32 protein-coding genes and 1 tRNA gene are annotated in these 25,162 nt (G+C 70.1%); 22 read left to right on the top strand and 11 right to left on the bottom strand.

The window, feature by feature from the left end:
* Nucleotides 1-21: 21 nt before the first annotated feature.
* The 3 genes from gcvT (at nucleotide 22) to P0R32_RS13710 (ending at nucleotide 2,733) form a co-directional block, all read left to right on the top strand.
* Nucleotides 22-1,164, top strand: coding sequence for a glycine cleavage system aminomethyltransferase GcvT (gcvT, locus tag P0R32_RS13720; protein ID WP_276237591.1), 1,143 nt, complete (start codon nucleotides 22-24; stop codon nucleotides 1,162-1,164).
* Nucleotides 1,165-1,263: 99 nt separating this feature from the next.
* On the top strand, nucleotides 1,264-1,638 hold the full coding sequence (gcvH, locus tag P0R32_RS13715) for a glycine cleavage system protein GcvH (protein ID WP_276237590.1): 375 nt from the start codon (nucleotides 1,264-1,266) through the stop codon (nucleotides 1,636-1,638).
* An 81-nt stretch (nucleotides 1,639-1,719) separates the two neighbouring features.
* Nucleotides 1,720-2,733: a hypothetical protein gene (locus P0R32_RS13710; RefSeq protein WP_276237589.1), complete on the top strand. Its 1,014-nt coding sequence runs from the start codon at nucleotides 1,720-1,722 to the stop codon at nucleotides 2,731-2,733.
* Here the strand turns inward: P0R32_RS13710 and P0R32_RS13705 are convergent, their stop codons facing one another.
* On the bottom strand, nucleotides 2,734-2,937 hold the full coding sequence (locus P0R32_RS13705) for a hypothetical protein (RefSeq protein ID WP_276237588.1): 204 nt from the start codon (nucleotides 2,935-2,937) through the stop codon (nucleotides 2,734-2,736). It abuts the gene before it with no gap.
* A gap of 195 nt (nucleotides 2,938-3,132) precedes the next feature.
* Between P0R32_RS13705 and gcvPA the strand changes: the two genes are divergently transcribed.
* Together gcvPA and gcvPB are read left to right on the top strand one after the other, a co-directional pair.
* A complete protein-coding gene (gene gcvPA / locus P0R32_RS13700) occupies nucleotides 3,133-4,473 on the top strand; it encodes an aminomethyl-transferring glycine dehydrogenase subunit GcvPA (RefSeq protein ID WP_276237587.1) in 1,341 nt (446 codons plus the stop codon).
* On the top strand, nucleotides 4,470-5,954 hold the full coding sequence (gene gcvPB, locus P0R32_RS13695; protein ID WP_276237586.1) for an aminomethyl-transferring glycine dehydrogenase subunit GcvPB: 1,485 nt from the start codon (nucleotides 4,470-4,472) through the stop codon (nucleotides 5,952-5,954). Before gcvPA ends, gcvPB begins: the two co-directional genes overlap by 4 nt.
* 25 nt (nucleotides 5,955-5,979) lie before the next feature.
* On the opposite strand, the gene P0R32_RS13690 is transcribed toward gcvPB, so the two are convergent.
* The 4 genes from P0R32_RS13690 to P0R32_RS13675 all read right to left on the bottom strand — a co-directional run bounded on the left by P0R32_RS13690 (nucleotide 5,980) and on the right by P0R32_RS13675 (nucleotide 8,891).
* Nucleotides 5,980-7,497, bottom strand: coding sequence for a carotenoid oxygenase family protein (locus tag P0R32_RS13690; protein ID WP_276237585.1), 1,518 nt, complete (start codon nucleotides 7,495-7,497; stop codon nucleotides 5,980-5,982).
* Between the two features lie 72 nt (nucleotides 7,498-7,569).
* Nucleotides 7,570-8,010, bottom strand: coding sequence for a universal stress protein (locus P0R32_RS13685; RefSeq protein WP_276237584.1), 441 nt, complete (start codon nucleotides 8,008-8,010; stop codon nucleotides 7,570-7,572).
* Nucleotides 8,011-8,115: 105 nt separating this feature from the next.
* On the bottom strand, nucleotides 8,116-8,496 hold the full coding sequence (gene crcB, locus P0R32_RS13680; protein ID WP_276237583.1) for a fluoride efflux transporter CrcB: 381 nt from the start codon (nucleotides 8,494-8,496) through the stop codon (nucleotides 8,116-8,118).
* Nucleotides 8,493-8,891, bottom strand: a complete 399-nt coding sequence (locus P0R32_RS13675; protein ID WP_276237582.1) for a fluoride efflux transporter FluC — start codon at nucleotides 8,889-8,891, stop codon at nucleotides 8,493-8,495. Before P0R32_RS13675 ends, crcB begins: the two co-directional genes overlap by 4 nt.
* Before the next feature lie 359 nt (nucleotides 8,892-9,250).
* Here P0R32_RS13675 and P0R32_RS13670 point away from each other — a divergent pair, with 359 nt between their 5' ends.
* The 3 genes from P0R32_RS13670 to P0R32_RS13660 all read left to right on the top strand — a co-directional run bounded on the left by P0R32_RS13670 (nucleotide 9,251) and on the right by P0R32_RS13660 (nucleotide 11,260).
* Nucleotides 9,251-9,472, top strand: a complete 222-nt coding sequence (locus P0R32_RS13670; protein WP_276237581.1) for a hypothetical protein — start codon at nucleotides 9,251-9,253, stop codon at nucleotides 9,470-9,472.
* Entirely contained in the window at nucleotides 9,472-10,515 is a 1,044-nt protein-coding gene (aceA, locus tag P0R32_RS13665) for an isocitrate lyase (RefSeq protein WP_276237580.1), read from the top strand. The genes P0R32_RS13670 and aceA overlap by 1 nt, the downstream gene beginning before the upstream one ends.
* 115 nt (nucleotides 10,516-10,630) lie before the next feature.
* Nucleotides 10,631-11,260, top strand: coding sequence for a DUF2391 family protein (locus P0R32_RS13660; protein ID WP_276237579.1), 630 nt, complete (start codon nucleotides 10,631-10,633; stop codon nucleotides 11,258-11,260).
* Nucleotides 11,261-11,275: 15 nt separating this feature from the next.
* Here the strand turns inward: P0R32_RS13660 and P0R32_RS13655 are convergent, their stop codons facing one another.
* Nucleotides 11,276-11,446, bottom strand: a complete 171-nt coding sequence (locus P0R32_RS13655; RefSeq protein WP_276237578.1) for a DUF7838 family putative zinc beta-ribbon protein — start codon at nucleotides 11,444-11,446, stop codon at nucleotides 11,276-11,278.
* A gap of 136 nt (nucleotides 11,447-11,582) precedes the next feature.
* On the opposite strand from P0R32_RS13655, the gene P0R32_RS13650 reads away from it, so the two are divergent.
* From P0R32_RS13650 to P0R32_RS13630, 5 genes are all read left to right on the top strand, one after another.
* Complete coding sequence (locus P0R32_RS13650; RefSeq protein ID WP_276237577.1) at nucleotides 11,583-12,107, top strand: HPP family protein; 525 nt, start codon at nucleotides 11,583-11,585, stop codon at nucleotides 12,105-12,107.
* Between the two features lie 30 nt (nucleotides 12,108-12,137).
* Nucleotides 12,138-12,524 carry an acyl-CoA thioesterase gene (locus tag P0R32_RS13645; protein ID WP_276237576.1) on the top strand — a complete coding sequence of 129 codons (387 nt, stop codon included), beginning with the start codon at nucleotides 12,138-12,140 and terminating at the stop codon, nucleotides 12,522-12,524.
* The gene (locus P0R32_RS13640; protein WP_276237575.1) at nucleotides 12,521-13,738 is read left to right on the top strand and encodes an MFS transporter; all 1,218 of its coding nucleotides are present in this window, start codon (nucleotides 12,521-12,523) and stop codon (nucleotides 13,736-13,738) included. Before P0R32_RS13645 ends, P0R32_RS13640 begins: the two co-directional genes overlap by 4 nt.
* A gap of 120 nt (nucleotides 13,739-13,858) precedes the next feature.
* Nucleotides 13,859-14,053: a cold-shock protein gene (locus P0R32_RS13635; protein ID WP_222606984.1), complete on the top strand. Its 195-nt coding sequence runs from the start codon at nucleotides 13,859-13,861 to the stop codon at nucleotides 14,051-14,053.
* A 198-nt stretch (nucleotides 14,054-14,251) separates the two neighbouring features.
* The gene (locus P0R32_RS13630; protein WP_276237574.1) at nucleotides 14,252-15,115 is read left to right on the top strand and encodes an extracellular solute-binding protein; all 864 of its coding nucleotides are present in this window, start codon (nucleotides 14,252-14,254) and stop codon (nucleotides 15,113-15,115) included.
* A gap of 34 nt (nucleotides 15,116-15,149) precedes the next feature.
* On the opposite strand, the gene P0R32_RS13625 is transcribed toward P0R32_RS13630, so the two are convergent.
* Nucleotides 15,150-16,223 (bottom strand): YeiH family protein, encoded by a 1,074-nt coding sequence (locus P0R32_RS13625; protein ID WP_276237573.1) that lies wholly within the window; start codon nucleotides 16,221-16,223, stop codon nucleotides 15,150-15,152.
* A 247-nt stretch (nucleotides 16,224-16,470) separates the two neighbouring features.
* Between P0R32_RS13625 and P0R32_RS13620 the strand changes: the two genes are divergently transcribed.
* Together P0R32_RS13620 and P0R32_RS13615 are read left to right on the top strand one after the other, a co-directional pair.
* Nucleotides 16,471-16,713: a glutaredoxin family protein gene (locus tag P0R32_RS13620; RefSeq protein WP_276237572.1), complete on the top strand. Its 243-nt coding sequence runs from the start codon at nucleotides 16,471-16,473 to the stop codon at nucleotides 16,711-16,713.
* A gap of 7 nt (nucleotides 16,714-16,720) precedes the next feature.
* Nucleotides 16,721-17,257 (top strand): cob(I)yrinic acid a,c-diamide adenosyltransferase, encoded by a 537-nt coding sequence (locus tag P0R32_RS13615; protein ID WP_276237571.1) that lies wholly within the window; start codon nucleotides 16,721-16,723, stop codon nucleotides 17,255-17,257.
* Between the two features lie 57 nt (nucleotides 17,258-17,314).
* On the opposite strand, the gene P0R32_RS13610 is transcribed toward P0R32_RS13615, so the two are convergent.
* The gene (locus tag P0R32_RS13610; protein ID WP_276237570.1) at nucleotides 17,315-18,202 is read right to left on the bottom strand and encodes an NmrA/HSCARG family protein; all 888 of its coding nucleotides are present in this window, start codon (nucleotides 18,200-18,202) and stop codon (nucleotides 17,315-17,317) included.
* Between the two features lie 161 nt (nucleotides 18,203-18,363).
* Between P0R32_RS13610 and P0R32_RS13605 the strand changes: the two genes are divergently transcribed.
* Nucleotides 18,364-18,630, top strand: coding sequence for a DUF7553 family protein (locus P0R32_RS13605; protein ID WP_276237569.1), 267 nt, complete (start codon nucleotides 18,364-18,366; stop codon nucleotides 18,628-18,630).
* 57 nt (nucleotides 18,631-18,687) lie between these two features.
* Here P0R32_RS13605 and P0R32_RS13600 read toward each other — a convergent pair whose 3' ends face one another.
* A complete protein-coding gene (locus P0R32_RS13600; protein ID WP_276237568.1) occupies nucleotides 18,688-18,933 on the bottom strand; it encodes a DUF7120 family protein in 246 nt (81 codons plus the stop codon).
* Nucleotides 18,934-19,046: 113 nt separating this feature from the next.
* Between P0R32_RS13600 and P0R32_RS13595 the strand changes: the two genes are divergently transcribed.
* The 3 genes from P0R32_RS13595 to P0R32_RS13585 all read left to right on the top strand — a co-directional run bounded on the left by P0R32_RS13595 (nucleotide 19,047) and on the right by P0R32_RS13585 (nucleotide 20,326).
* A tRNA-Val gene (locus P0R32_RS13595) sits at nucleotides 19,047-19,121 on the top strand.
* Nucleotides 19,122-19,234: 113 nt separating this feature from the next.
* Complete coding sequence (locus P0R32_RS13590; RefSeq protein WP_276237567.1) at nucleotides 19,235-19,540, top strand: DUF1330 domain-containing protein; 306 nt, start codon at nucleotides 19,235-19,237, stop codon at nucleotides 19,538-19,540.
* A 63-nt stretch (nucleotides 19,541-19,603) separates the two neighbouring features.
* The gene (locus tag P0R32_RS13585) at nucleotides 19,604-20,326 is read left to right on the top strand and encodes a M48 family metallopeptidase (protein ID WP_276237566.1); all 723 of its coding nucleotides are present in this window, start codon (nucleotides 19,604-19,606) and stop codon (nucleotides 20,324-20,326) included.
* A gap of 32 nt (nucleotides 20,327-20,358) precedes the next feature.
* Here the strand turns inward: P0R32_RS13585 and P0R32_RS13580 are convergent, their stop codons facing one another.
* A complete protein-coding gene (locus tag P0R32_RS13580) occupies nucleotides 20,359-20,718 on the bottom strand; it encodes a response regulator (RefSeq protein ID WP_276237565.1) in 360 nt (119 codons plus the stop codon).
* A 102-nt stretch (nucleotides 20,719-20,820) separates the two neighbouring features.
* Here P0R32_RS13580 and P0R32_RS13575 point away from each other — a divergent pair, with 102 nt between their 5' ends.
* From P0R32_RS13575 to P0R32_RS13565, 3 genes are all read left to right on the top strand, one after another.
* Nucleotides 20,821-22,422 carry a globin-coupled sensor protein gene (locus P0R32_RS13575; protein WP_276237564.1) on the top strand — a complete coding sequence of 534 codons (1,602 nt, stop codon included), beginning with the start codon at nucleotides 20,821-20,823 and terminating at the stop codon, nucleotides 22,420-22,422.
* 50 nt (nucleotides 22,423-22,472) lie between these two features.
* The gene (gene nikR, locus P0R32_RS13570) at nucleotides 22,473-22,892 is read left to right on the top strand and encodes a nickel-responsive transcriptional regulator NikR (protein ID WP_276237563.1); all 420 of its coding nucleotides are present in this window, start codon (nucleotides 22,473-22,475) and stop codon (nucleotides 22,890-22,892) included.
* Nucleotides 22,893-23,146: 254 nt separating this feature from the next.
* The gene (locus P0R32_RS13565; protein WP_276237562.1) at nucleotides 23,147-24,289 is read left to right on the top strand and encodes a CBS domain-containing protein; all 1,143 of its coding nucleotides are present in this window, start codon (nucleotides 23,147-23,149) and stop codon (nucleotides 24,287-24,289) included.
* Between the two features lie 63 nt (nucleotides 24,290-24,352).
* Here the strand turns inward: P0R32_RS13565 and P0R32_RS13560 are convergent, their stop codons facing one another.
* Nucleotides 24,353-25,162, bottom strand: a complete 810-nt coding sequence (locus P0R32_RS13560; RefSeq protein ID WP_276237561.1) for a hypothetical protein — start codon at nucleotides 25,160-25,162, stop codon at nucleotides 24,353-24,355.

The raw sequence follows: 25,162 nt of genomic DNA, 5'->3' as shown, positions 1-25,162 counted from the left end.
CGGGCGGGCGACGCTGTGGGTATGACGCTCCGGAAGCCGCCCCTCCGCGAGGTACACGCCGAGCGCGGCGCCAAGTTCACCGAGTTCGGCGGGTGGGACATGCCGGTCGAGTTCGACTCCATCCGCACCGAACACACGGCGGTGCGCGAGGCGGCTGGGATATTCGACGTCTCCCACATGGGCGAAATCGAGGTCGCGGGTCCCGACGCGACGACGCTCATGCAGCGCCTGACGAGCAACGACGTGACCGAGTTGGCCGTCGGTGACGCCCAGTACGCCGCCATCACCCGCGAGGACGGCGTCATGATCGACGACACGGTCGTCTACCGCCTCCCCGACGAGTCGACCGCAGACGGCGACGGCGACGACGCGGACGATGCCAACACGGTGCCGGCGTACCTGTTCATCCCGAACGCCGGCCACGACACCGAGACGCACGACCGGTGGGTCGACCACCGCGACGAGTGGGACCTCGACTGCGAGGTGCGCAACGTCACCGAGGACTGGGCGATGTTCGCCGTGCAGGGTCCCGAGGCGCCGGACCTCGTCGCCGACGCGGTCGACGCCGACGGACCGGACGTGCGCGACCTGTCGCGGTTCTCCGCGACGTTCGCACCGTTCGCCGGCGCCGAGTGTTGGGTCGCCCGGACCGGCTACACGGGCGAGGACGGGTTCGAGATTCTCTGTCCGTGGGAGGCCGCCGAGGACGTGTGGGCGCTGTTCGCCGACGACGCGGCGCCGTGCGGCCTCGGCGCTCGCGACACCCTGCGCATGGAGAAGGGCTTCCTCCTGTCGGGGCAGGACTTCCACCCCGAGGACGAGCCACGCACGCCGTACGAGGCGGACATCGGCTTCGTCGTCGACCTCGACACGGAGTTCGTCGGCCGCGACGCGCTCGCCGAGCAGGCCGAGACGGGCGTCGAGGAGACGTTCGTCGGGATCGAACTGCTCGACCGCGGCGTCCCGCGCCACGGTTACGACGTGACCGACGAGAACGGCCACGTCGTCGGCGTCGTCACGTCGGGGACGATGAGCCCCACCCTCGACAAGCCCATCGCGCTGGGCTACCTCCCGGTCGGCTTCACCGACCCGGGTACCGAGGTGAACGTCGTCGTCCGCGCGCGCGAGAAGCGCGCGAAGGTCGTGACGGTCCCGTTCGAGTAGGTCGCTGGCTGGCGCTCACCCGACCGTCTGTGGTGAACCGGCGGGTCGGACGGATTCGAATACACCCAAGTACCCTCGCCGCACGGGTACCGATAGACGATGAGCTTCGACGTACCCGAGGGCCTGCACTACCGCGAGTCGCACGAGTGGATCGACCCCGAAACGGGGCGGGTCGGCATCACCGACTTCGCGCAGGACGAACTCGGCGACGTGGTGTTCGTGGAACTCCCCAACGAGGGCGACGCGCTCGACGCCGACGCCGAGTTCGGCGTCATCGAGTCGATCAAGGCCGTCTCGGACCTGTACGCCCCCGTCTCCGGTGAGGTGACCGCCGTGAACGAGGCGCTGTTCGACGCGCCCGAACTCGTCAACGACGACCCGTTCGGCGAGGGCTGGATGCTCGAACTCGACCTGGACGAGGGCGACCTCGAGGACCTCCTCACCGCCGAGGAGTACGCCGACCAGATCGCGTAGGCGTCGGGCCGACACCGAGACACACACACGCGCGTTTTCGCCACCGGGAACCTCTTGGCACCCTGTCGTGTAGCCGCGGGTATGCCACTCGACCGCCGCTCGTTCCTCGCGACGACGGCGACGCTGGCCGTGACAGCCACCGGCGGCTGTGTCGGCTGTGCGCCCTCCCCGACCGCCTCCCTCCGCATGGTCTCCGAAGACGACGCCGGTATCGCCGAGCAGGCGCTGTGGACGTTCGGCGACGGCGACGTGTCCGACCCCGGCCCGGAGAACCGGGACGCGCTCGCCCGCGAGGTCGTCGACACTGGTTCGGCGACCGTCGAGGACCGACACGAACCACTCCCGACGGACCGACCAGTCGTCGTCGCGGGCGAGGGCGTCTACCGCTTCGGGGCCGACGTGACCGACTCCCGCGAGATGCGCGCGTTCGGCGTGACGATGAATCCGATCCGGGTCGAGGACGGCGACGAGACGCCCGACCCGGCCGACCGGATCGGCTACGAGGAGTTGCCCGCGGTCGACCGCGAAGCACTCGCGGACCGAGGCTACGACGACCACCGACCGCCGGGCGTGCTCACGTCGCTGCACTATCGACCCGAGGCTGTCGAGGAATCCGTGCTCGTCCCCGACCCGGAGTACGCGGCGGTCGTCTGGCCCGACGGTCCCGCGACGATCGAGGTGGACGACCGCGGCTCCTACACCGTCTACACGTACGAGGTGACCGCCGACCGGGTCTCGTCGACGGCCGACTTCGGCGCCGACGTGCGCGAGCGGTTCGGTTGGACGCTCGACGGCCTCACCGATGCCGAGCGCGACATCGTGGAGACGGCGGTCGGCCAGACGCCGACGGGCGACGTTCCCCACGAGCGCGCCGGGGAGGGCTACCACGTCGCCCACGACGAGGAGCCGAGCGACGCGCTCCGGTCGCTCGTCGACCGCTTTCGCGCACACGATCCAGTACGCTTCGAGTGGGAGTCACCACCCGAGACGTGGCGCGTGAGCGGTGACTACGTCGTCACCTACGAGGGAACCGTCTACTGGACCCGCCTCTCGGTCGACGAGTCCGCGTTCACCGAGACGCCGACCGAGGGCTGATCAGCGACCGGCCCACCGCGCGAGGAGGAATCGCTCGGCGGCTTCACGGCCCTGCTCGTCTACCCACGCCTCGGCGTCGGGCTTCGAACACCCCCGCGCCTCCATCACGCCGTGGACCAGATCCGCGTACGGGCGGGGCATCACGTCGGCGTCGTCGTCGACGTCGAGCGGGTCGGACTTCGGCGGGTCGACGGGGTCGGGCACGAGCGACGGTGGGGGCGCGACGGACAAAACCGATCCGCGCCAGGACTCACTCGCGACCGAGTGATCGTCCGGGTGAGGCGGCTGCACCGCCCGGGAACGAACGACTCTTGGTGGGGGGACCGTAGGCACGTATATGGACAGACGTGGACACGGAACGCCGGTGCACCCCCACGGACGTGCCGAGGTGGTCCCCCGATGAGCGGACGGACGAGCGGGCCGACCGGCTCTCCCTTCGCCCCCCACACCGCCGACGAGACGGCGGCGATGCTCGACGCGCTCGGCGTCGACGAGGAGGCAGACCTGTTCGACATCCCAGCGGAGGTCGCCTTCGACGGCGAGTTCGGCATCCCCCAGCGCGACGAGCGGACGGTCCGCGCGGATCTGGCCGAGACGTTCGCGCGCAACGACGACCTCACCGAGTTCCTCGGTCGGGGCCACTACTCGCACTACGTCCCCGCCGTGGTCGACGACCTCTCCTCGCGATCGGAGTTCCTCACCAGCTACACCCAGTACCAGCCCGAGATCACACAGGGGTTCCTCCAGGCGCTGTTCGAGTACCAGTCGATGCTGGTGGAGCTGACGGGCCTCCCCATCGCCAACTGCTCGATGTACGACGCCGCGACCGGCCTCGCCGAGGCCGCCCTCCTCGCCGAGCGCGTCCGGAGCACGTCCGGGGCGACGGTGCTCGTGCCCGAGGCCCTCCGCGACGGCAAGCGCGGCACGCTCGACAACTACGTCGACGGCTCGGACCTGACGGTCGAGACGTACCCGTACGCGGACAACACGGTCGACCTCGACGCGCTCGCGGACCTCGTCGACGACGACACCGTGTTCGTGTACGCGGAGACGCCGACGGTGACGGGCGCCATCGAACCCGCGCTGGCCGCGGTCGGCGACCTCGCACACGAGAACGACGCGCTCTTTTGCGTCGGATCGGACCCGGTCGCCCTCTCGCTGCTGCAGGAGCCAGCCTCGGTCGGCGCCGACGTGGTCGTCGGCGAGGCCGGCGCGCTCGGCCTGCCCGCGAGCTACGGGATGGGCCTGGGCCTGTTCGCCTGTAAGGAGGAGTTCCTCCGACAGGTGCCGGGTCGCCTCGTCGGCAAGAGCGAGGACGCCGACGACCGCCGGGCGTTCACGCTCACGCTCCAGACGCGCGAACAGCACATCCGCAAGGAGCGCGCCACCTCCAACATCTGCACCAACCAGGCGTGGGTCGCGCTCCGGGCGGCGATGCACGCCGCCTCGCTCGGCCCGGAGGGCCTCGTCGCGCTGGCGGAAGACTGCGTCCGAAACGCCGAGTCGCTGGCGGCGGACCTGGACACCGTCGACGGCGTGACGGCGCCGCTCGACTCCCACCACCACTTCCGGGAGTTCACCGTCGGCGTCGCCGACGCCCCCCGCGTCGCCGTCGACCTGCGTGACCACGGCTTCGCGGTCCACGTCCTCGACGACGAGACGCTGCAGGTGTGCGTGACTGATCTGAACGCCGACGAAGCAGACGACTTGGTCGCGGCGTTCGCCGAGGTGATTCAATGAACTTCGATCAGGCCCGCTTCGGCGACGATACCCGCAACGAGCCACTCCTGTCGGAGAAGGACTCGACCGCGGTCGACCCCGGCGAGAACTCAGCCCTCCCGGACGACCTGACGCGCGACTCGCTGGAGTTGCCCCAGATCTCCGAGCCGGAACTGGCGCGCCACTACACCCGGCTGTCGCAGATGAACTGGAGCGTCGAGTTGGGGCCGTACCCGCTCGGCTCCTGTACGATGAAGTACAACCCCTCGTTCGCGGACGCGGTCGCGGCCGACCCGAACGCGGCGGTCCACCCCGACCGCGACCCCGAGACGGTCCAGGGGAACCTCGAACTCCTCTACGGCCTGCAAGAGTACCTCGCGACCATCGGCGGGATGGACGCCGTCACGCTCCAGCCGCCCGCGGGCGCCGCCGGCGAGTTCACCGGCATCGCCGTCGCGAAGGCGTACCACCAGCACCACGGCAACGACAAGTCGGAGGTTATCATCCCCGCGTCCGCCCACGGCACCAACTTCGCCACCGCGGCGATGGCCGGCTACGACGTGGTCGAACTCCCATCCGGCGAGGACGGGCGCGTCGACGTGGAGGCGCTGGAGGCCGCCGTCAGCGAGGACACCGCCGCGCTGATGCTCACCAACCCCAACACGGTGGGGCTGTTCGAGCGCGACATTGCCCACATCGCGGACGTGGTCCACGACGCGGGCGGCCTGCTGTACTACGACGGCGCGAACCTCAACGCCCTGCTGGGCCGCGCTCGCCCGGGCGACATGGGGTTCGACATCATGCACTACAACGTCCACAAGACGTTCGCGACGCCCCACGGCGGTGGTGGCCCCGGCGCCGGGCCGGTGGGCGTCGTCGAGGAACTCGCGGAGTTCCTCCCCAGACCGCAGGTTCGGCAGGTAGGTTCGGATGGCGGCGCGCTCGCGGACGCCGACGACGCCGACGACGCCGGCGACGAGGCCGACACGCCCGAGTACGAACTGTTCGACCCCGCCCACTCCATCGGGAAGGTCCACGGATTCGGCGGCAACTGGCTCGTCCTCATCCGTGCGTACGCGTACATCCACCGCCTCGGCGACGAGGGCCTGCTCGACGCGAGCGCGAAGGCGACGCTGAACGCGAACTACCTCGCGAGCCTGCTCGACCTGGAGGTGCCGTACGGCCCGTTCCACCACGAGTTCGCGGCAACCGCGGGCGACCGCGACGCCGCCGACGTGGCGAAGGGGATGCTCGACTACGGCGTCCACCCCCCGACGACGAAGTGGCCCGAGATGGTGCCCGAGGCGATGCTGACGGAGCCGACGGAGGTGGAGAACAAGCGCTCGCTGGAGGACCTGGCGCATGCGTTCAACGAGGCGTTCGCGGACACCGACGAGGAGCTCCACGCGGCCCCGAACAAGACGACCTCGCGACGCGTCGACCAAACCTCCGCGGCACGCAACCCGCGGCTGTCGTGGCACGCGCTGGGCGACGAGGAGTAAGCCGGCGACCCCTCCGGTCCGGCCCCTACGCCGACCTCGCCTTCAGTTCCGGGAAGTAGCGCCCGTGGAAGTCGAACGGCACCACGTGCGGGAGTCGCACCCGCGCCCGTTCTGCGAACGACTCACCGTCCAGTACCACCAGCGACGACGCTTCGGCTCCCTCCTCCAGCGTCACCACGAGCACGACGCCGTCGTCCTCCGCGTCGCCGTCGGGATTCGGCACGAAGATGGGCTCGCCGAAGTAGCCACCGCCGTCGAACTCGACCACTTCCCCCGTCTCCGTGTCCAGTTTCAACACCGCCCGCGCCCACTCGTTCACCGGCTTGTCCGTGCTCATCGCGTACACGTAGCGGTGCTCGGCGCACCAGCGCGCGGGCGACACGGTCGGCAACGCGGTGCCGCCGTCGTACAGCGTCTCCCGTGTCACCGTGGCGTCGCCGACGCCGTAACGGCCCCGTCCGTTCGCGTCGCCCAGGTCGACGACGAACCGCTCGACGCGGGCGCCGAGCGCGCCGAAACTGCCCGCGCGGAGTTCCTCGAGGTACAGCGAGTCGATGCTACTCGCGTCGGGCACCGTCTCCAGGTCGAACACGACCTCGCGCCCCCCGCGCCGCTCGAAGGCGTTCACGTGGTGGAAGCCGAACACCGGGTCCGTCACGGGGTCGGCGACCACCTCGCCGGTCGTCCGATCGAGGACGACCACCCGAGTCCCCCGCTCGGGTTCCCACTCGAACTGCTCGATGAACGGGCGCTGGTGCCCCGGTTTGAACAACCGGAGCGGGTCGAGTCGGAGCGGGAACTCGGCGATCACGACGAACCGTGGCGTGAGTGCGAACGAGTGCAGGTACGCCGGCTTGTCGGTGCGTGCGGTGGCGACGTGGCGGCGCTCACCGTCGGGAGTGACCGCGTGGACGTGGTACCTGCTCGTCCGTCCGAACCCCGTCTCGACGTTCACCAGCGCGCCGGTCGCGGGGTCGCGCTTCAGGTGCGCGCACGCGAGGTGGCCCGAGGGGACGCCGTCGTCGTACTCGTGGTGGCCGACGGCGTCGAGCGTGTTCGGGTCGACGCGAACCCGTCGCGGCGACTCGGTGAAGGCGAGGTAGTCGTCTCCGACTCGCTCGGCGATGATGTTGGTGTTGTCGTACGGTTCTCGGAGGAACGTCGTCAGCCGCGAGCGGAGCGTCGTCTCGCCGGTCGCGAACCCGCCGTCGAACGCACCCGTCCGGGCCGCCTCGTACGCGTCGGTGCGGAGGAAGCGATTGCGGTAGTGGACCGCGTCGCCGCGGCGGTGGCGGAGACGACTCCCGAGTCCGCCCGAGTCGCCCGTGTCGCCGTTCGCGCGGTTCCCGGGGTCGAAGGTGAAGCGGTACAGCATCGCGAGGCCGTCGAACCAGTGGTCGACGGAACTGCCGTCGGGGAACGAGAAGGCGCCGGGACCGTTGCGGACGAGACTGCCGCGGAGCCAGTCGGGGAGGGAGCCGTCGACCGGGAGGGTCTCGGCCGTCTCCTCGTGGAGGGAGTGGAAGCCGGGATGTCGATCCATTGTCACCCCCACGCGGGCGACGGGCTAATCGCTACCGCCCGGGCTGTTCGAGGGTGACCTCACCGGACGTGCTCACCGGACGACCGTGACCGGAACGGGCGAGCGCCGCGTCACCGTCTCGGCGACGCTGCCCATCAGCATCCGCCCGAGCCCCGTCCGCCCGTGGCTCCCCATGACGACCTGGTCGATGTCCGCGTCCTCCTCGTCGAGGTACGCGAGAATCTCGCGCGCTGGGCCGCCCACGAGTTGGTGCGTCTCCACCTCGGTGCCGGCGTCGCGGACGCGCTCGGCGGTGCTGGCGAGGAGGTCCTCGCTCGCCGAGCGGGCCGACTCCTCTAACTCCTTCGAGTAGAATGCCTCCATCCCCTCGTCGTCGCCGCCGGAGATCCAGCGACTCGGGTCGACGACGTTCACGAGGACGAGCGTCGCGTCGCCGTGGACGGCGAGCGCGTGGTCGAGGGCCTTCGTCGAGTGATCCGACGTGTCGATGGGGACGAGTACGCGTCGTGACATGGCGACGACGACGCAGTGGGGGTACTCGGGCGTTTCGGTGGCCCGGTGGTGGCGAGGTGGCGGCAGTTTCGCGGCGCGTTCAGGCGGTACTGCGGCCCGTCCGGCTCAACTCGCGCCCGCGAGTACGGCGGCGAGGGCGACGGCACCGCCGGCGAGGAGCGTGTTGGCGGCGACGAACGCAACCGCGCGGCCGCGCTCGCCGCCGTCCCACAACTGGACGGTCGCCACCGAGAACGACGAGAACGTGGTGAACGCCCCGCAGGCGCCGGTGCCGACGAAGAGCGACACGTCGCCCCCGACGGGGAGGAACGTGAGGAGGCCGAGGAGGAAGCTCCCGACGACGTTCACGGTGAGGGTCCCGAGCGGGAACGACCCCCCGCGGTCGACCGCAGATCCGACGAGGTAGCGTCCGACCGCTCCGCCGGCCCCGCCGGCGGCGACGAGTGCGGGGTCGGGGACCGCTCCGAGCGCGGTGAGGGGACTCACACCTCCACCTCCCGGTCCGGACGCGGGTCGACCCGCGCGGCGACGTCGCGACCGACCAGCGCGGCACCGATCCCGAGCCCGTAGCTCCCGAGGAGGTACGCCGCCCCGACGACCGGCGCCGCCAGCGCCGTCTCGACCGCGAAGGTGCTGTAGGTGGTGTACGACGAGAGCACGCCAGTCGCCAGTAGCGTGCGTGTCCGGTCGCCGAGCCGGTCGGTCCGCAGCGCCTCGTACAGCAGGAACCCCAACAGCAGGCTCCCGCTCACGTTGGCCGCGAGCGTCCCCCACAGCCCCGGGAGCGCCGCGCCGACGGCGTAGCGTGCGCTCGCGCCGACCGCGCCGCCGGCGGCGACGAGTCCGAGCACGACCGCCGAGTCGACCCCACGAGCCGCCATCGTCCGCACCTCCGAGGGCTCGCGTATCGGCGTGTCGGTTGCCACTCGCCGCAGGTGTGGTACACAGTGACAATTAAGGAGCCTTCAGGCCCCAAAACGCATTATAGAATATTATCATTATCTATCATTACATTTATTTGGTGTCATCGGCTCGAATCGGGTGAGGCGACACAGCATGGGCGTACCCCACCACACATCCGCCGCAGCACCACACGGAACGACCGACACCGACCACGGCCGGCTGACACCACCCATACCACCCACACGACCCACATGACGTTCGACCCGAACCCAGACACCGACATCGACGACATCGACCCGCGCGAACTGAGCCTGTTCGACACGGAGGCCGACGACCGATGAGCCGTCGCGCCACGCCGCGTCCCGACACGACGCCGACCCGGACGCCGTTCACCCGCCCGGGCCAGGAGACGGACGCGCCGCTCGTCCCCGACCTCGGGACGCGACCGGGCCGCACCGACACGACGACTGACCCCACGACCGACACCACCAGCGACCGCGCCGAGCGCCGCCGTCGCCGCGACCCGTTCGAACTCGCGCTCATGGAGGACTCAGAATAATGCACCCCTCAGAACTCGACCAGGACGTCTTCACGAAGGACATCGACAACCCGCAGGGCGCGAAGCTCCGACAGATGCTCGACGAGCAGGACTACGTGTTCGCGCCGGGGCTGTACCACGCCCTCGACGCCCGCCTCGCGGAGATGGCGGGGCTCGACGCCGCGTACATGTCCGGCTACTCGACGGTCCTCGGCCAGTTCGGCTTCCCGGACCTGGAGATGGTCACGATGACCGAGATGGTCGAGAACGCAAAGCGCATCGTCGAGTCGACGAACCTCCCGGTCATCGCCGACTGCGACACCGGCTACGGCGGCACCCACAACGTCCGCCGCGCCGTCCGCGAGTACGAGAAGGCGGGCGTCGCCGCGGTCCACATCGAAGACCAGACGACGCCCAAGCGCTGCGGCCACATCGCGGGCAAGCAGATCATCTCCCGCGAGAAGGCCCGCTCGCGCTTCGAGGCGGCGGTCGACGCCAAGCAGAGCGAGGACACCGTCGTCATCGCCCGGACGGACGCCTACGGCTCTGCGAACGGCGACTGGGAGGAGCACCTCGAACGCGGGCGCATCTACGCCGACGCCGGCGTCGACCTCGTCTGGCCGGAGATGCCCGACCCGAGCCGCGAGGACGCCGTCGAGTACGCCGAGACCATCCACGAGACGCACCCCGACCTCGACCTCGCGTTCAACTACTCGTCGTCGTTCGAGTGGGGCGCCGAGGAGGACCCGCTCACGTTCCAGGAACTGGGCGACCTCGGCTACAAGTACCAGTTCATCACGCTGTACGCGCTCCACTCGGGCGCCCACAGCGTCTACGAGGATATGCAGAACATCGCGGAGAACGCCGAACAGGCGCAGTTCGACCTGGAGGAGCGCTACATCGGCCACGAGACCGAGAGCCACCACGCGCTGTCGTTCGTCGACCGCTACCAGGACATCGAGACGCGCTTCGACCCCGAGGCGAAGGAGCGCATCGAGGACTCCGCCGGCTTCGCGGAGGACCGCTCGGAGCCGATCACCTCCTCGTCCAACGACGACGACTGATCGCCGAGGCCGAGTCGGTCGGCGACGACTGCATCGCGCGCGAATCCCGACTCCTCGTTCTTTCGCGGCCGCCGTCACCGTCGGAACTACGTAGCGACGGCGACAGAACCGACCGATGAGCGAGCGCGACGCCGACGGCGGTCACCCACCCGACCCGACGAGCGAGTCGGCCGGAGTCGGCTCCGACCCCGCCGACCAGTCGCCGACGGTCGAGGACCTGATCCAGTCGCTGGAGACCTTAGAGGAGGTCGTCGACGACTCCGAAGAGCGCCGGAAGGTGCGCGAGGCGATGCGGACCGCCCGCGACCTGGCGGCACGGGAGCAGCCGTCGGTGTTCGGGCGGGTCGTCCGCGGCTTCGACCGGAGCGACCTCGCGGAGGCGCTGCTCGGGAGCGTGCTGTTCGGCATCCCGATGCTCGTGGAGGGTGGTACCACCGAGGTCGGCGCGGTGCTCGCGTCGCGGCCGCTGTCGCTCGTCGGGACGGCGGTCGTGACGGTCCTGCTGGTGATCGGAATCTTGTACGTCGCGGACTTCCAGGACGTGCGGGTGCACAACCCCATCCTCGGGGTGGTGCCACGGCGACTCGTCGGCGTGCTCGGCGTCGCGTTCGTGACCGCGGTGGTCGGGTTGACCGTGTGGGGACGAGTCGACTGGGCGGCCCCCGCGGTCGCGCTCGGGAGCACGCTCGTCGCGACGCTCCCGATGGCGGTGGGGGCGGCGCTCGGCGACTTGCTGCCGGGATGAGGAAGGACGGTCGGACTACGCCTCGATGGCGGTGCTGATGTCGCCGTTGATCCGCGTCAGGCCGTAGTCACAGTCGTTGCAGCGCCACTTGGTCTTCTCGCCGAGGTGGAGCGTCATCGCGGCGACGCGCCAGAAGTCGCGGTCCTCGCCGCACGCCGGACAGTAGAACTCCTGTTCCAGGCTCATGATCGTGCGTGTGAGGGCCGAGAATTTCAAGACACCGGTCCCGCTCCGTCGCTCCTCCAGCCCCGTCGGCTCCGCTGTCTCGCCTCCCTCGTCGCGAACCGCCGACTTCATTCCCTGCGCCCAGCCACCACCGAGCGTGCGACGGGGATCCGATGGTGTCGTCGAGGCGCTCCACGCGGCGGCGTTGCTGGCGGTCGCCGGCGCGCTCGCGTGGGCCACCGGTCGACCGCTCGTGTTCCCGAGCCTCGGGCCGTCGGCGTACCTGATCGCGGCGGGCGACGCTCGCCCGACCGGTCGGCAACTGCTCGGCGGCCACGCGGTCGGCATCCTCGCGGGGCTGCTCGCGTACCACGGGCTCGCGGGCGAGGCCGTCATCACAGGGTCGGTCGCCGCGACGACGCCGGCAGGGGCGCGTCTCGCCGCCAGCGCGGTCGCCTCGGTCGGGGCGACCACGCTCGGGATGGCGCTGACGGACACCCGCCACGCGCCAGCGTGTGCGACCACGCTCATCGTCGCGCTCGGCCTCCTGCCATCGGCGACGGACGCCGCCGTGCTGGCCGCGGGGGTCGCGGCGCTGTTCCTCGCCTCGCGGGCGACCGTCCCGGCGGTCGCGGCGCTGTCGGAGTCGACCGGGGGTGCCGCGGTTGACGCAGAACGATAGCCCGAAACCCTCCCCGAGCGACGGACGTGTATGACCTTCGAGACGACGGTTCCCGTCCGCTACCGCGACCTCGACCCGATGGGCCACGTGAACAACGCCGTGTACGCGACCTACTTCGAGGAGGTCCGCACGGCGTTCTTCCGCGAGGAGGTCGGCGTCGACCTCGCCGACTCACAGGCGGCGCTGGCCACGCTGGAGGTCGAGTTCCGTGCACCGATCGAAGGAACCGGTGCGGTCGACGCCGCCATCGACGTCGTCGACGTGGGCACCACGAGCCTCACGCTCGCGTACGAACTCCAGTTCGAGGGGCGCGTCGTCGCGACGGGCGAGACCGTGCAGGTCGCGCTCGCCGACGGAGAGCCGACCCCGCTCCCCGACGACGTGCGCGCCGCCGCCGAGCGTCACCGCGTCGAATGAGCGGGGACGACGTGGCGACAGTCGCCGAGGCGGGTGGGGGCGCAAGTCCACGGCGTCGCCGACTCGCGCTCGCGGCCATCGGCGGCGGCAACTTCAGCCAACTGGGCGCGCGCATCCTCCTCGGTGCCGTCGTGCCGTTCGTCCTCCTCGACCTGGAGACGACGGAGGCGACGCTCGGCCTCGCACTCACCGGGATGTGGGCGACGTACGCGCTGTTTCAGTTCCCCAGCGGCGTGCTCGCCGACCGCGTCGGCGAGCGACCGGTCGTGCTCGCAGGGATCACCGGCGCCGCCGTCGGCACCGTCCTCGTCGCGCTCTCGCCGACCGTGCTCGCGTTCGGCGCCGCGACGCTCGTCCTCGGCGCGGGTGCGGGCCTGTTCTTCGCGCCGGCGACGGCGCTGCTCTCGCGACTGTACGACGAACGCGGCGGCGCGCTCAGTGTCCTCACTGGTGCGGGCGCCGTCGCGGGCGCGGCGTTCCCCGCCGCCGGTGGTGTGCTCGCCGACCGGTTCGGGTGGGAGGTCGCCGTCGGCGCCGGCGCCGCGGTCGCCCTGCCGGCGGCGGCCGCGACGCTGCTGTTCGTCCCCTCGCTCCCGCCCGCGAACCCCGACCGCGACCTGCGGGCGCTGGTCGACCCGGCCCGGATCCGCGGGATCCTCACCCGGCCGCCGCTGGCGTACACGACGGCGCTGGCGGTCCTGTGCGGCTTCACGTTCCAGGCGGTGTCGTCGTTCCTCGCGGCGTTCCTCGTCACCCACCGGGGGCTCCCCCCGTCGAGGGCGGCGGTCGCGTTCGGCGCCGTGTTCGCCATCAGCGCCGTCGCGCAACCGGTGAACGGACGCGTGTCGGACGCCCTGTCTCGCGACGCGGCGGTCGCGATCAGCGTCACGCTCGCGGGGACGGGCATCGCGACGCTCGTGCTCGCCCCCGGCGTCGTCGGGACCGTCGCCGGCGTGGCGCTGCTGGGCGCGGGCATCTCGTGGCCCGGGCCGATCCAGGCGCGGTTCATGGACCGCCTGCGCGACGCCGAGCGGGGCTACGCCTTCGGCCTGTTGCGGACGGTGTACATGTTCCTCGCCGCCTCTGGGTCGGTCGTCACCGGCGCGGTCGCGAGCACGGCGGGGTGGCCCGCGGCGTACGGCCTGGTGGTCGCGCTGTTGGTAGCGTGTCTCGGCCTGTTGGGGGCGAACCGGGCGTTCGGACTGGGCTTGTAGCGTCGCCACGCCGACCGCCCGGGTGGACGAGTCGCCCCGTGTGACTGTCCGCCACGACGCACCGTAGCGCACGCGACCGCGGGACGGAAGGGTTATCAGTCCCCTTCGACACTCACGGGTATGGCGAAAGGGAAGGTCGACTTCTTCAACGACACTGGCGGCTACGGTTTCATCGCGACTGACGACTCCGACGACGACGTCTTCGTCCACATGGACGACATCGAGGGCGGCGACCTGGAGGAGGGCGAGGAGCTCGAGTTCGACATCGAGACGGCCGAGAAGGGCCCGCGCGCGACGAACGTCACCCGCCTGTAAGGCACCGAATCACCGCGCCCTCGGGCGCGACCTGCGGTTTTCCGTTCTTTCACACTCCGAAGCGACGGCGCCGTCCTCGGCGGAGGGCACCGTCGCCGTGAGCGACGGCGTTCAGCGTTCCACAGTCGGGCGAGGAGTGATGTAACTGGTTCTGGCCACATCACACTTATCACGTAGTTGTTCGAACTCACGTTCGGGATGCAGACGACCCGACGGGCGGTTGTATCGACGCTCGCGACCGGTGCGGGGGTCGGCGGCGTCGTGGGGTCGACGGGCTGTCTCGGGGCTCCCACACGTACGTCGGTCTCCGTGCTCGCGGCGGGGAGCCTCGCGCGCGCCGTTGAGGAGCGCCTTCGCCCGGCAGTCGACGCACCCCTCGACACGGAGTTCCGCGGGTCGGCGGTGTGCGCCCGCCTCGTCCGCGACGGGTTGCGTGACCCGGATGTGCTCGTCCTGGCGGACCCGGTGTTGTTCGGGGGGCTCGCAGAGCGGTACACCGCGTTCGCGACGAACGAGGTGGTCGTCGCGTACCACCCGGACACCGCCGGCGGGCGGGCCGTGCGGGACGCCGAGTGTCCGTTCGACCCGCTGCTCGACCGCGACTTCCGCTGGGGGCGCACCGACCCCGACGCCGACCCGCTGGGCTACCGCACCCTGTTCGCCCTCCGACTGGCCGAACAGCGGTGGGGGCGTCCGTACCCCGACGCGCTCGCACCGGGCCAACTGTTCCCGGAGGCGGAGCTGCTGGCGGTGTTCGAGACGGGCGAACTCGACGCCGCGGTCGTCTACCGAAACATGGCCGTCGACCACGGCGTCCCGTTCCGCTCCCTCCCGCCGGCGGTCAACCTCGGTTCGCCCGCCCACGCCGACGCGTACGCCGGCGAATCGTACGAACTGCCCGACGGGACCGTCGTCCGCGGGGCGCCCATCCGCTACGGGGCGGTCGCACGCCGGTCGGACCCGGCGGTCGCCTCGGTGTTCGAGACCGTCGTCGACGCCGAGTGGGCCGGCGACGCGCTGGCCGTGCCCGCGTCGTACCCGTCGGAGGAGCGCCTCGGGTGACCGCTGACGGGGCCACGACGCGCCGGTGCCGCGCTCAGACGACGCTCGTCGCGAGCAGGTAGGCGGCGCCACTCACCGCGAGGAAGGCGACGCCGACGACCGCCAGCGGACGAGCGCCAGCGTCGCGCATCCGGTCGACCCTGATGTCGAACCCGAGGCCGGCGAACGCCAGCAAAAACAGCGCGTCGGACGCGACGAGGAGCGTCTCGCGTGCGGCCCCCGAGATCACACCGGCGTTCGCGAGGACCGCGACGGCGACGAACCCGACGAGGAACTTCGGCAGCCCGTCCCACAGCGCCGCGACCGCCCGACGGACGCCTGTCGCCGACGCCTCGCGTTCCGGGCGGTCGCGAGCGTCGCCGGCGGGCGTGGTCTCGGCGGCGGCGCGAACCGAGTACGCGACGGCGACTACGCCGACGAGCGCGTTCCGCGCGAGTTTCGTGACGGTGGCCCACTCACCGGCGACCGGGTGGTACGCGAACCCGGCGGCGGTGACCGGTCCGGTCGAGAACATCGACAGCCCCGCCCACACGCCGAACACCCGCGGGTCGAGCGCCAGCGTCGACGCGACCGCCGGGTAGACGGCGAGCGTCACGGCGTCGAACGTCAACACGGTGCCGGCGGCGAGCGCGACCTCGGACTCGTCGGCGTCGAGTGCGCCCGCCGCCGCCGCGACCGCCGAGACGCCGCAGACCGCCGACCCCGCGGCGAGTAACGACCCGACGCGTCCGTCCAACCCCGCGAGCCGTGCCAGCGCCTCGACGAGCGCGAGTCCCCCGGCGACGACGACGAGGACGGCGACGACCAACGCTGGCCCGGCGGCCGCCAGCGCCGCGAGCGAGACGCCCGCGCCGAGCAACACGATGCCCGTCTCCAACAGCAGCGAGTGGACCGCCACCCCCGGCGCGAGGGCGTCGGGGACGCCCACGGTGTTCGCGACGACGGCGCCGGCGGCGACCGCGAGCAACAGCGGCGTGAGGGGGGCGTGTGGCGCTACGAGTCGGGCCCCCGCGGCGACGGCGACGAGCGTAGCGACTCCCGGCAACAGTCGCCGGATCGTCGACCACGGCGAGAAGGACGACGCGGCGGCCGGCTCGCCCGTGCTCATACCGTGTGGACGGCGACGTCGACGGCGACGATCGCCGCCGCCAGCGCCGTCGCCTTCCAGCCGCGGTCAAGCTCGGCACAGCGTCGCGCGAGCGACGTCGGATCCTGCACGCCCACAACTCGCGACGGAATGCACTTCAGCGACTCGCTCCGCGTCACAGGATCCGGTACGATTTGCTGCTTCTGTGGGGTCGTGCCGGGCCGCCGCCGTGACAAGCTACTTCGGTGTCGCGGTCGACCGATCGGGTATGTCCGTAACGCTGTACGCGCTGGACGGCTGCCCGTGGTGTGAGAAGGTCCACGACGCCCTGCAGGAAAACGACATCGAGTACGAGACCGTGTGGACCGAGGCGCTCCACTCCGAGCGCGACGAGGTCGCCCGCGTCAGCGGCCAGCGCGGCGTGCCCGTCCTCGTCGACGAGGCCCACGGCGTCACGATGAACGAGTCGGCGAACATCCTCGAGTACGTCGAGCGCACGCTCACGGCCTGACCGACCGATGCCCATCTACACCGGCCGCGGCGACGAGGGGAAGACGGACCTCCGGGACATGTCGCGCGTCTCGAAGACCTCCCCGCGCATCGAGGCGTACGGCACCGTCGACGAGGCGAACGCGCTCATCGGCACGATCCGGCCGACGGGGTACGACGACGTCGACGAGATGCTCCAGTCGGTGCAAGACCACCTGCACGTCCTGCAGGCGGACTTCGCCAACCCCGACCCCGACGAGGACGACCCGGTGGTGAAACCGCACCACACGCAGCAACTGGAGACCTGGATCGACGAGTTGGACGAAGAACTTGAGCCACTGACCCACTTCGTGCTCCCCTCCGGGAGCGAGGCGGGGGCGAAACTCCACCACGCGCGGACGGTCGTCCGCCGCGCCGAGCGCCGAGCGGTAGACCTCGCCGACGACGAACCGGTCAACGGCGAGGCGGTGGCGTACCTCAACCGCCTGTCGGACGCGCTGTTCACCTTCGCCCGCGCGGTCAACGCCCGCGACGGCGTCCCAGAGGACGCACCCGACTACGAGTAGCGACGCGTCGTCGCCTTTTGGAGGCGCTCGCCGCCGTCGCGACTGCCGCCAATCCGCTTACTGCGCCGGGGTCTCCGAACGGGCGATAAACTCCGTCTCCGCGAGACACGTCTCGAAGTCGCGCAGTTCGAAGCCGAGCGTCTGCTCGAGTGCCGGGATGTCGACGTCGTAGCCGGTCTCGTCGAACCAGACGAACATGTCGGCCATCTCGTCGCCGGCGGCCGCCCGCAGCGCCTCGGTGTCGAGGTGAACCGCCTCAACGTCGGTGTCGAGGTACTCGGTGAGGACCGCGGCGAGTTCCTCGACGGTGAGCGAGTCACCCGCGAGGGTGAGTGTCTCGCCGACGTACGTCTCGGGGTCGGCGAACGCGGCGGCGGCGGCGCGACCGATATCGCGGGCGTCGACCATCGCCAACTTGGTCCCTTCGCTCAGCGCGAGCGACACCGTGCCCGACCGGATCTCGTCGGCCTGCATGGCCAAGTTCTGCATGAAGTACACCGGACGCAGGATCGTGGCGTCGATGCCGGCCTCGGCGATCAGCCGTTCGGTGTGGGCCTTGGACTCGAAGTGGTCGAGGCCGGTGTCGGCGTCGGCGGAGCCGACGGAACTGAACACGAGGTGGTCGATGCCGGCGGACTCGCAGGCGGCGACGACGTGTTCGCCCTGCGCGCGCTCTGCGTCGATGCCGCTCTCGAAGAACGTCGTCACCGCGAAGACGGCGTCGACGCCGTCCATCGCGGCGACCAGCGACTCTCGGTCGAGCATGTCGACCGGGACGACGCGCACGCCGCGTTCGCGGAGCGCCTCCGCCGCGTCGCTGGCGGGGTTCCGGGTGCCGGCGACCGTGTCGAAAGTGCCGAACTCGCCGGACTCGAGGGCGTCGACGACGGCGCCGCCTTGCTGACCCGTCGCGCCGAGGACGAGGATGGTGGATGTGGTTGCCATACTGAGATATCGCGCGCTCAGAGCATAACCTCCGCTGTGCGACACGTGTTCACGGCGATGGGTGCGGCCTCGGGTGGCCCACGGCGAGAGCGGCGGGACGCTCCTCGGGAGCGATCCCCGGCCCCACAAACGGTTTACCCGTCCTGGCGCAAGCGACAGGTATGTCGAAACACTTCGAAGACGCGCGGTACTACCTGGGGCGCGCCGCCGACCACGCGAAGGAGGGCGTCAAAGAGGAGTTGGAGCCGGTCGAGACGCGAGTTCGCGAACTCGTCGGTCGCGAGAAGGAGCCGGAGCCGTCGCGGCTCGACCGACTGGAGGCCGACCTGAAGGAGCTCTCGAAGAAGGCGGAGGGCGACGCGAAGGAAGCCGTCCAGGACGCCCGCGAGCGTCTGCGCGACTACCGGTCGAAGAGCGCCGAGGAGTAGGCACCACACGGCGGCGACGCTCGTCGGTCGGCGGACAACTCCGAAAATGGGGCCGGGTCAGAAGGTGGGCTCGTCGCCGGGGTCGTCGAGCGCGGCGGGGTCCTGCTGTTCGTCGATGGCGTCGGTGAAGAGGTCGCCGTCGGCCTCCCCCTCGCGCGACTCCTGTTCGACGTCGTACGCCTGCAAGCCACGGGTGAGGAACTCCTCGATGGCCTCCTTGCGGTTCAGGAACTCCCCCTGCTCGGCGAGACGCGCGATCTCGCTGTCGATTCGGTCGGGCAGGTCGACTTCGATCTTCGTCACGCGCGGTCCTCCGTGGTGGGGCGGGATTAATCCTCGGGTCGGGACCAGCCACCCACGAACAGACGGGCTGGATCGGTAAGCCTTAAGCGTCCCACCGGGGTACATCGAGGTACGGGTCGGTGGTCTAGTCCGGTTATGACGGCTCCTTCACACGGAGCAGGTCGGCGGTTCGAATCCGCCCCGACCCACTTCTTCACGACGCCACACAAGTAGCGTCGCGTCGACTCGGATCGTCCGTGCGCTCGCCGCAGTCCCATCCGACTGCACAGTTATGCTGTCTCCACGAGAACACGACACCGAGATGGCAGACAGCGCCTACGTGATCGCGGCGGTCGAAGTCGACGACTGGGACGCCTACCGGAACGACTACCTGCCGACGACGTTGGAGCGAATCGAGGCCAACGGCGGGGAGATGTTGGTCGGCACCGACGAGGTGGAGCGACTGGAGGGCGAGTGGCCCGCCAACTGGACGGTCGTGATCGAGTTCCCCTCCGCGGAGCACGCCCACGACTTCTTCGACGACGAGGAGTACGCCGAGGTCGTCGGCGTCCGCCACGAGGCCGCCGACAGTACGATCGTGCTCGCGCCGGGGTTCGACGCCGAGTGAGCGACGCGCCCGGTCGTCGCGGTGGCGGGTGGGTTTATGTGGGCGTTCGCGTCAGGTAGTCCGATGGCCGAGTCGCGACCGCGGACGGTGGACCTCGCGGGGGAGACGATCGAGTACGAGGTGCGACACAGTTCCCGAGCGACGCGGTCGCGCCTCAGCGTCGACACGAGCGGTGTCACGGTCGTCGTTCCCGAGGGCGCGTCAGTTCGGCCGGCGGCCTTGTTGCGCGACCACGCGGAGTGGGTGGTCGAACACGCCCGGAAGGCGGCGGCCCGTCGCGAGCGCCTCCCAGAGCGGCGCTTCGAACCCGGGGCGACGTTCCCGTTCCTCGGCGAGCCACACGAGGTGGTCGTCGAGCGTCGCTCGTACTCCGTCGTCGGCGACGAGACGCTCCGACTGGCGTCCCACCACGTCGCGGACACGTCGGTGAAGCGGGCGCTGGAGACGCTGTACCGACGTCGCGCGCGCGACCGGTTCGAGCGACTCGCCGACGAGTACGCCGCGGCGATGGGGGTCGACTACGACCGGATCGAGGTGCGCAACCAGCGGACGAAGTGGGGGAGTTGTTCGACGAGCGGGACGATCAGCCTGAACTGGCGCCTCCAGTTGGCGCCGCCCGAAATCGGCGAGTACGTCGTCGTCCACGAGGTGGCCCACCGGCGCGAACTGAACCACTCGCCGGCGTTCTGGGACCTCGTGGGCGAGCACGACCCGGCGTACGAGCGACACCGAGCGTGGCTCGCCGACAACGGACTGCAGTTGATCTTCTCGGAAGAGGACCTGTGAACGGCGCCGCGGTTGTGGGGTGCCAGTCCCGTTCAGGCCAACGCGCTCTCGACTTCGCTGCGGAGGGTGTCCTCCTCGACGGGCTTGGTGACGTAGCCGTCGGCGCCGGCTTTCACCGCCTGTTTCATCTGGTCGCGCTGCTCGACACTCGTACACATCACGATTCGCGTCTCGGGGTCGCGCTGTTTGATGTCGCTGGTCGCCTCGATGCCGTTGACCTCCGGCATCATGATGTCCATGGTGACGAGGTCGGGGCGGGTCTCCTCGAACAGCGTGACCGCCTCCGAGCCGTTCTCTGCCTCGCCGACCACCTCGAAGTCGTCCTCGAGGATCCCCCGGATCAGCGTCCGCTGGAACCCGGAGTCGTCCACGATGAGGATCCGTCTAGTCATACCTCGGCTCCGGGCGGCACCAGACATAAGGGTTGACTCGCGAAAATCGGAGTTGAAATTCGGGGCGTGGTCCTTATAGCCGAGTCTGTTTGACCCACGGCAATGACTGGGAGGCGGCCGCGCGACGGACCCGAGATGCAGGAAGACGGAACAGACGAGCGACGAACCGACGGCGGCGTCGCGAAGGCGGACGCCGGCGCCGGCGCGGGGACGGGCGCGCCGCCGGGGGACGGCGACTACGCGGTGACCGACGCCATGCGACAGTCCGTCGACGGCGGCGACCTGGCTGATCGGCTCGGCATCGACGCCGAAGAGATTCGGGCGCGAAAACGCTTCACGCGCCTGGCGCCCGAGGACGAGGAGACGTTGGCGTCGCTCGAACCGCTGTTCGAGGAGGTCGCCCCCGACCTGGTCGACGAGTTCTACGATCACCTCACCAGCAACGAGGAGATGCACGCGTTCATCGGCGCCTCGACGAAGGGGGTCGACGCGCTGAAGCAGACGCAGACGTCGTACCTGACCGACCTCGCGAACGGTGAGTACGGCCGATCGTACTTCGAGTGTCGCGCGCGGGTCGGCAAACTCCACGAGATGCTGGACCTGGGCCCGCGGATCTACTTCGCCGGCTACAGCATCTACTACGAGGGCCTGATGGACGCGCTGGCGGACGAGGCGCGCGAGTCCGCAGGCGTCGAACCCGGGTCGGCCGGTGACGAGGCGCTCTCGCGGTTCGCCGACCGACTCCTCCCCGTCCTGAAACTGATCTTGATGGACCAGCAGGTCGTGATGGACACGTACATCGACTCGTACGCCCAGCAGATGGAAGCAGAGATCGACCGTCGCCGCGAACTGACTGCCGAGGTGTCCGAGGAAGTGGCGTCGCCGCTGGACGAGGTGGGAGAGACTGCCGGCGGCGTCGCCGACAACGCCGACGAACTCGCTGACCTCGCCGAAACGCAGGCGGAGCGCATGGCGGACGTCGAGGCCGAGGTCGGGACGCTGTCGGCGAGCGTCGAGGAGGTCGCCGCCAGTGCCGAGCAGGTGGCGGCTGTCTCGGCCGACGCGGAGACGCTGGCCGAGGAGGGCGTCGACGCCGCCGGCGAGGCGCGCGACACGATGGAGGACATCGAGACGGCGACCGACGAGGTGACCGACGACCTCGACGACCTCCGCGACCGCGTCGGCGAGATCGACGAGGTGGTGTCGGTGATCGACGGGATCGCAGACCAGACGAACCTGTTGGCGCTCAACGCGAACATCGAGGCCGCACGGGCCGGCGAGGCGGGCGACGGCTTCGCGGTCGTCGCCAACGAGGTGAAGAGTCTCGCCGAGGAGTCCCAGCGCCGCGCCGGCGAGATCGAGACGCTCGTCGACAACATCCAGGGGGGTGCCGAGGACACCGTCGAGAGCCTCGAACGGACCGAACAGCGGATCGAAGACGGCGTCGCGCGCGTCGACGAGGCGATGGAGCGCCTCGACCGGATCGCCGACGCGATTCGCGAGGCCGCCTCCGGCGTCGAGGAGGTCGCCAACGCGACCGACTCACAGGCGACGACCACGGAGGAGGTCGCCGCGCTCGTCGAGGAGGCCAGCACCGAGGCGATGGCCGTCCGGCGCAACGTCGAGGAGATCGCCGAGGCGGCGGACGACCAGCGCGCCCGCCTCGACCGCGTCCGCGGCTCGGTCGATCGACTCACCGAGTGATCGTCGGTCGATACGGAAGGTTTAGTAATCGATCGCCCTTCGATTAATACATGGGCGTGATCAGCGTCTCGATGCCAGACAGCCTCGTCGAGCGGATCGACGAGTTCACCGAGGAACACGGCTACACCGGTCGCAGCGAGTTCCTTCGGGAGGCCGCCCGCGACCTCCTCGGTGAGTTCGAGGACCGGAAACTGGAGGATCGTGAGCTGATGGGGGTCGTCACGGTGGTGTTCGACTACGAGGGCACCACCGTCGAGGAGCGCATGATGCAGTTGCGCCACGAGCACGAGGACATCGTCGCCTCGAACTTCCACAGCCACGTCGGCGACCACAACTGCATGGAGTTGTTCATCCTCGAAGGCAACCTCGAACAGATCTCGACGTTCGTCGGGAAGGTGCGCGCGACCACCGACACCAAGACGGTCGACTACTCCGTCACCCCGATCGGCGAGGGCGACGGGATCGTCTGAAGGCGCGGGTGACAGGGCACACGACCTCCCGTCCTCCGGCGCCACCGACTCGGCGCGCGCGAGCGCCACGACGGGGTGGCAGATCGACGACGACACACATCAACTGTTTGACTGTTATTGGCGTTGACTTCGACGAGAAGGCGCCGCAGTCTGTCGATTTCACGCAGTGATATGCTGTATCATGACACGGTCTACACTACTGGGATCCGAACCAACCTTCAATACCCGGGGGATCGTACTGCCGTATTGGAGTTATGGATATTTCAGACATCGCCGTGCCGGAGTTCGTCGAGGTCGACGCGGATCAGCGACTGGGTAAGATCCGCGCCATCTTCGACCGCGAGAACCCGAAGGGAATCATCGTGATGGAGGACGGCGAGTACGCGGGCGTCATCGGCGAGCGCGAGCTCATCAACTCGCGCGTCGACGACGACACCCGGGCGGCTGCGCTGATGAAGCACGCCCCCGAGGTCACCCGCACCGAAGACGTGCGCGAGGTGGCACGCGTCCTCGTCGAGGGGAACGTGAAGGTCGCGCCCGTCTACGAGGGTGAGCGGCTGTACGGCATCGTGGCCGTCGACGACATCCTCTCGGCGGTACTCGACAATCTCGACGCGCTCACCGTCGACGACATCTACACCGGCGACGTGGTGACGGTGCCGGAGGACGCCCACGTCGGCAAGGCGATCAACCGCCTGCGCGAGAACGGCATCTCGCGGCTCCCGGTGGTCAACGAGAACGGTCGGCTGGAGGGGATCCTCACCACCCACGACATCGTCGACTTCGTCATCCGTGACGACGAGCGGCAGGGGCGCGGCGACCGCAGCGGCGACATCGACCGGATGCTCGACCTGCCGGTGTACGACATGATGTCGTCGCCGGTGCTCACGATCACCGCGAGCGAGTCGGTGCGCGACGCCGTCGAGCTGATGATGGACAACGACGTGAGCGGCCTCGTCGTCACCCCCGAGGAGCGCGACGACCTCGTCGCCGGCGTGCTGACGAAGACGGACGTGCTGCGCGCGCTCACGTTCACCGAGGAGGACGCGATGGACGTGCAGGTGACGAACGTCGGCCTGCTCGACACGCTCACCCGCGAGGACGTGCGCAACTCGATCGGGCAGGTGGCGAACAAGTACCAGGAGATGCGCGTCCTCCACGCGCACGTGCGCTTCCACGAGCACAAAGAGAAGCTCCGTGGCACGCCGCTCATCCAGTGTCAGATCCGCCTGCGCACCACCCACGGGCAGGTCGCCGGCTCGGGCGAGGGGTACGGCGCCGAACACGCGTTCCACGTCGCGCTCGACAAGTTGGAGCGCAACGTGCTCGAAGTGAAGGGCGTCACCGCCGACGAGCGCTACCGCGGCCAGCTGCTCCGCAAGCTCGGCGAACTGTAAGCGCGTAAGAGCCAGCCACACCGACCGACCGCACGGCGACGGCGGCGCCACACCGGCGCCGCGCTATCGCCGGAACAACTGTTTCAATCGACCGCCTGACGCACGCTCTAGTTCTGCCTTTGCGCGGAAGCGCTCGACGGCGTCGCCGTCGGCGTCGCCCGCGTCGACGCGGAGCGTGTCGGCCTCTCCCTCGGTCTTGACGACGACCTCGCGCCCGCGGGTGTAGGCGTACACGCCCAGCAGCGCGGCGCCGACGAGCAGCGTGAGCGCGCCCCCCACGCGCAGGAGGTCGTCGACGAGCGCCAGCACCGACAGGACGCCGCCGATCATCGACAGCAGGCCGCCGACGCCCGTCGCGCCGGCACCCTCGGGCATCGTCGTCGACATCGCGTCGAACGAGACCATCGACCCGCCGAGCACCATCGCGAGCCCGCCCAGCACGCAGTAGGCGATGGGGCGGACCAGCCAGTCGGTGCCGGTCGACGACAGCCGTACTTCGCGGACGTTCACGCGGTGGACGTCTCGCAGCGTTGCCCGCTCGTCGTCGTCGGGGGCGTACGCGAGGACGCGGTGGCTCGTCGCGACGAGGCGCCCGTCAGCGACCGACAGGTCCGCCTGCGGCTCCTCACCGGCGTACAGGAGGGTGTCGTCGACGGGGCCACCCGGGCCGTCGCCGGCGCTGGCGGGTGAGGAACGAGTCGCGTCAGGATCGAGGTCGTCGGGGAGCGGCACCGGCTCGGCGGGCGAGACGACCGTGTCGGCGTCGGCGGCGAACGACACGCCGCTGTCGGCCGTGGTGTCCGTCTCGGTCGGTCCCGGCTCGGGGTCGTCCCGAGCGTCCGGGTCGTCGCGCTCGAAGTCGAAGCCGCTCAT

This window comes from Halobaculum marinum, from assembly GCF_029338555.1.
In the GTDB taxonomy this organism is placed as follows: Archaea; Halobacteriota; Halobacteria; order Halobacteriales; family Haloferacaceae; genus Halobaculum; species Halobaculum marinum.
The sequence above is the reverse complement of the archived record's forward strand: the minus strand, read 5'-3'. Positions and strand labels throughout refer to the sequence as shown.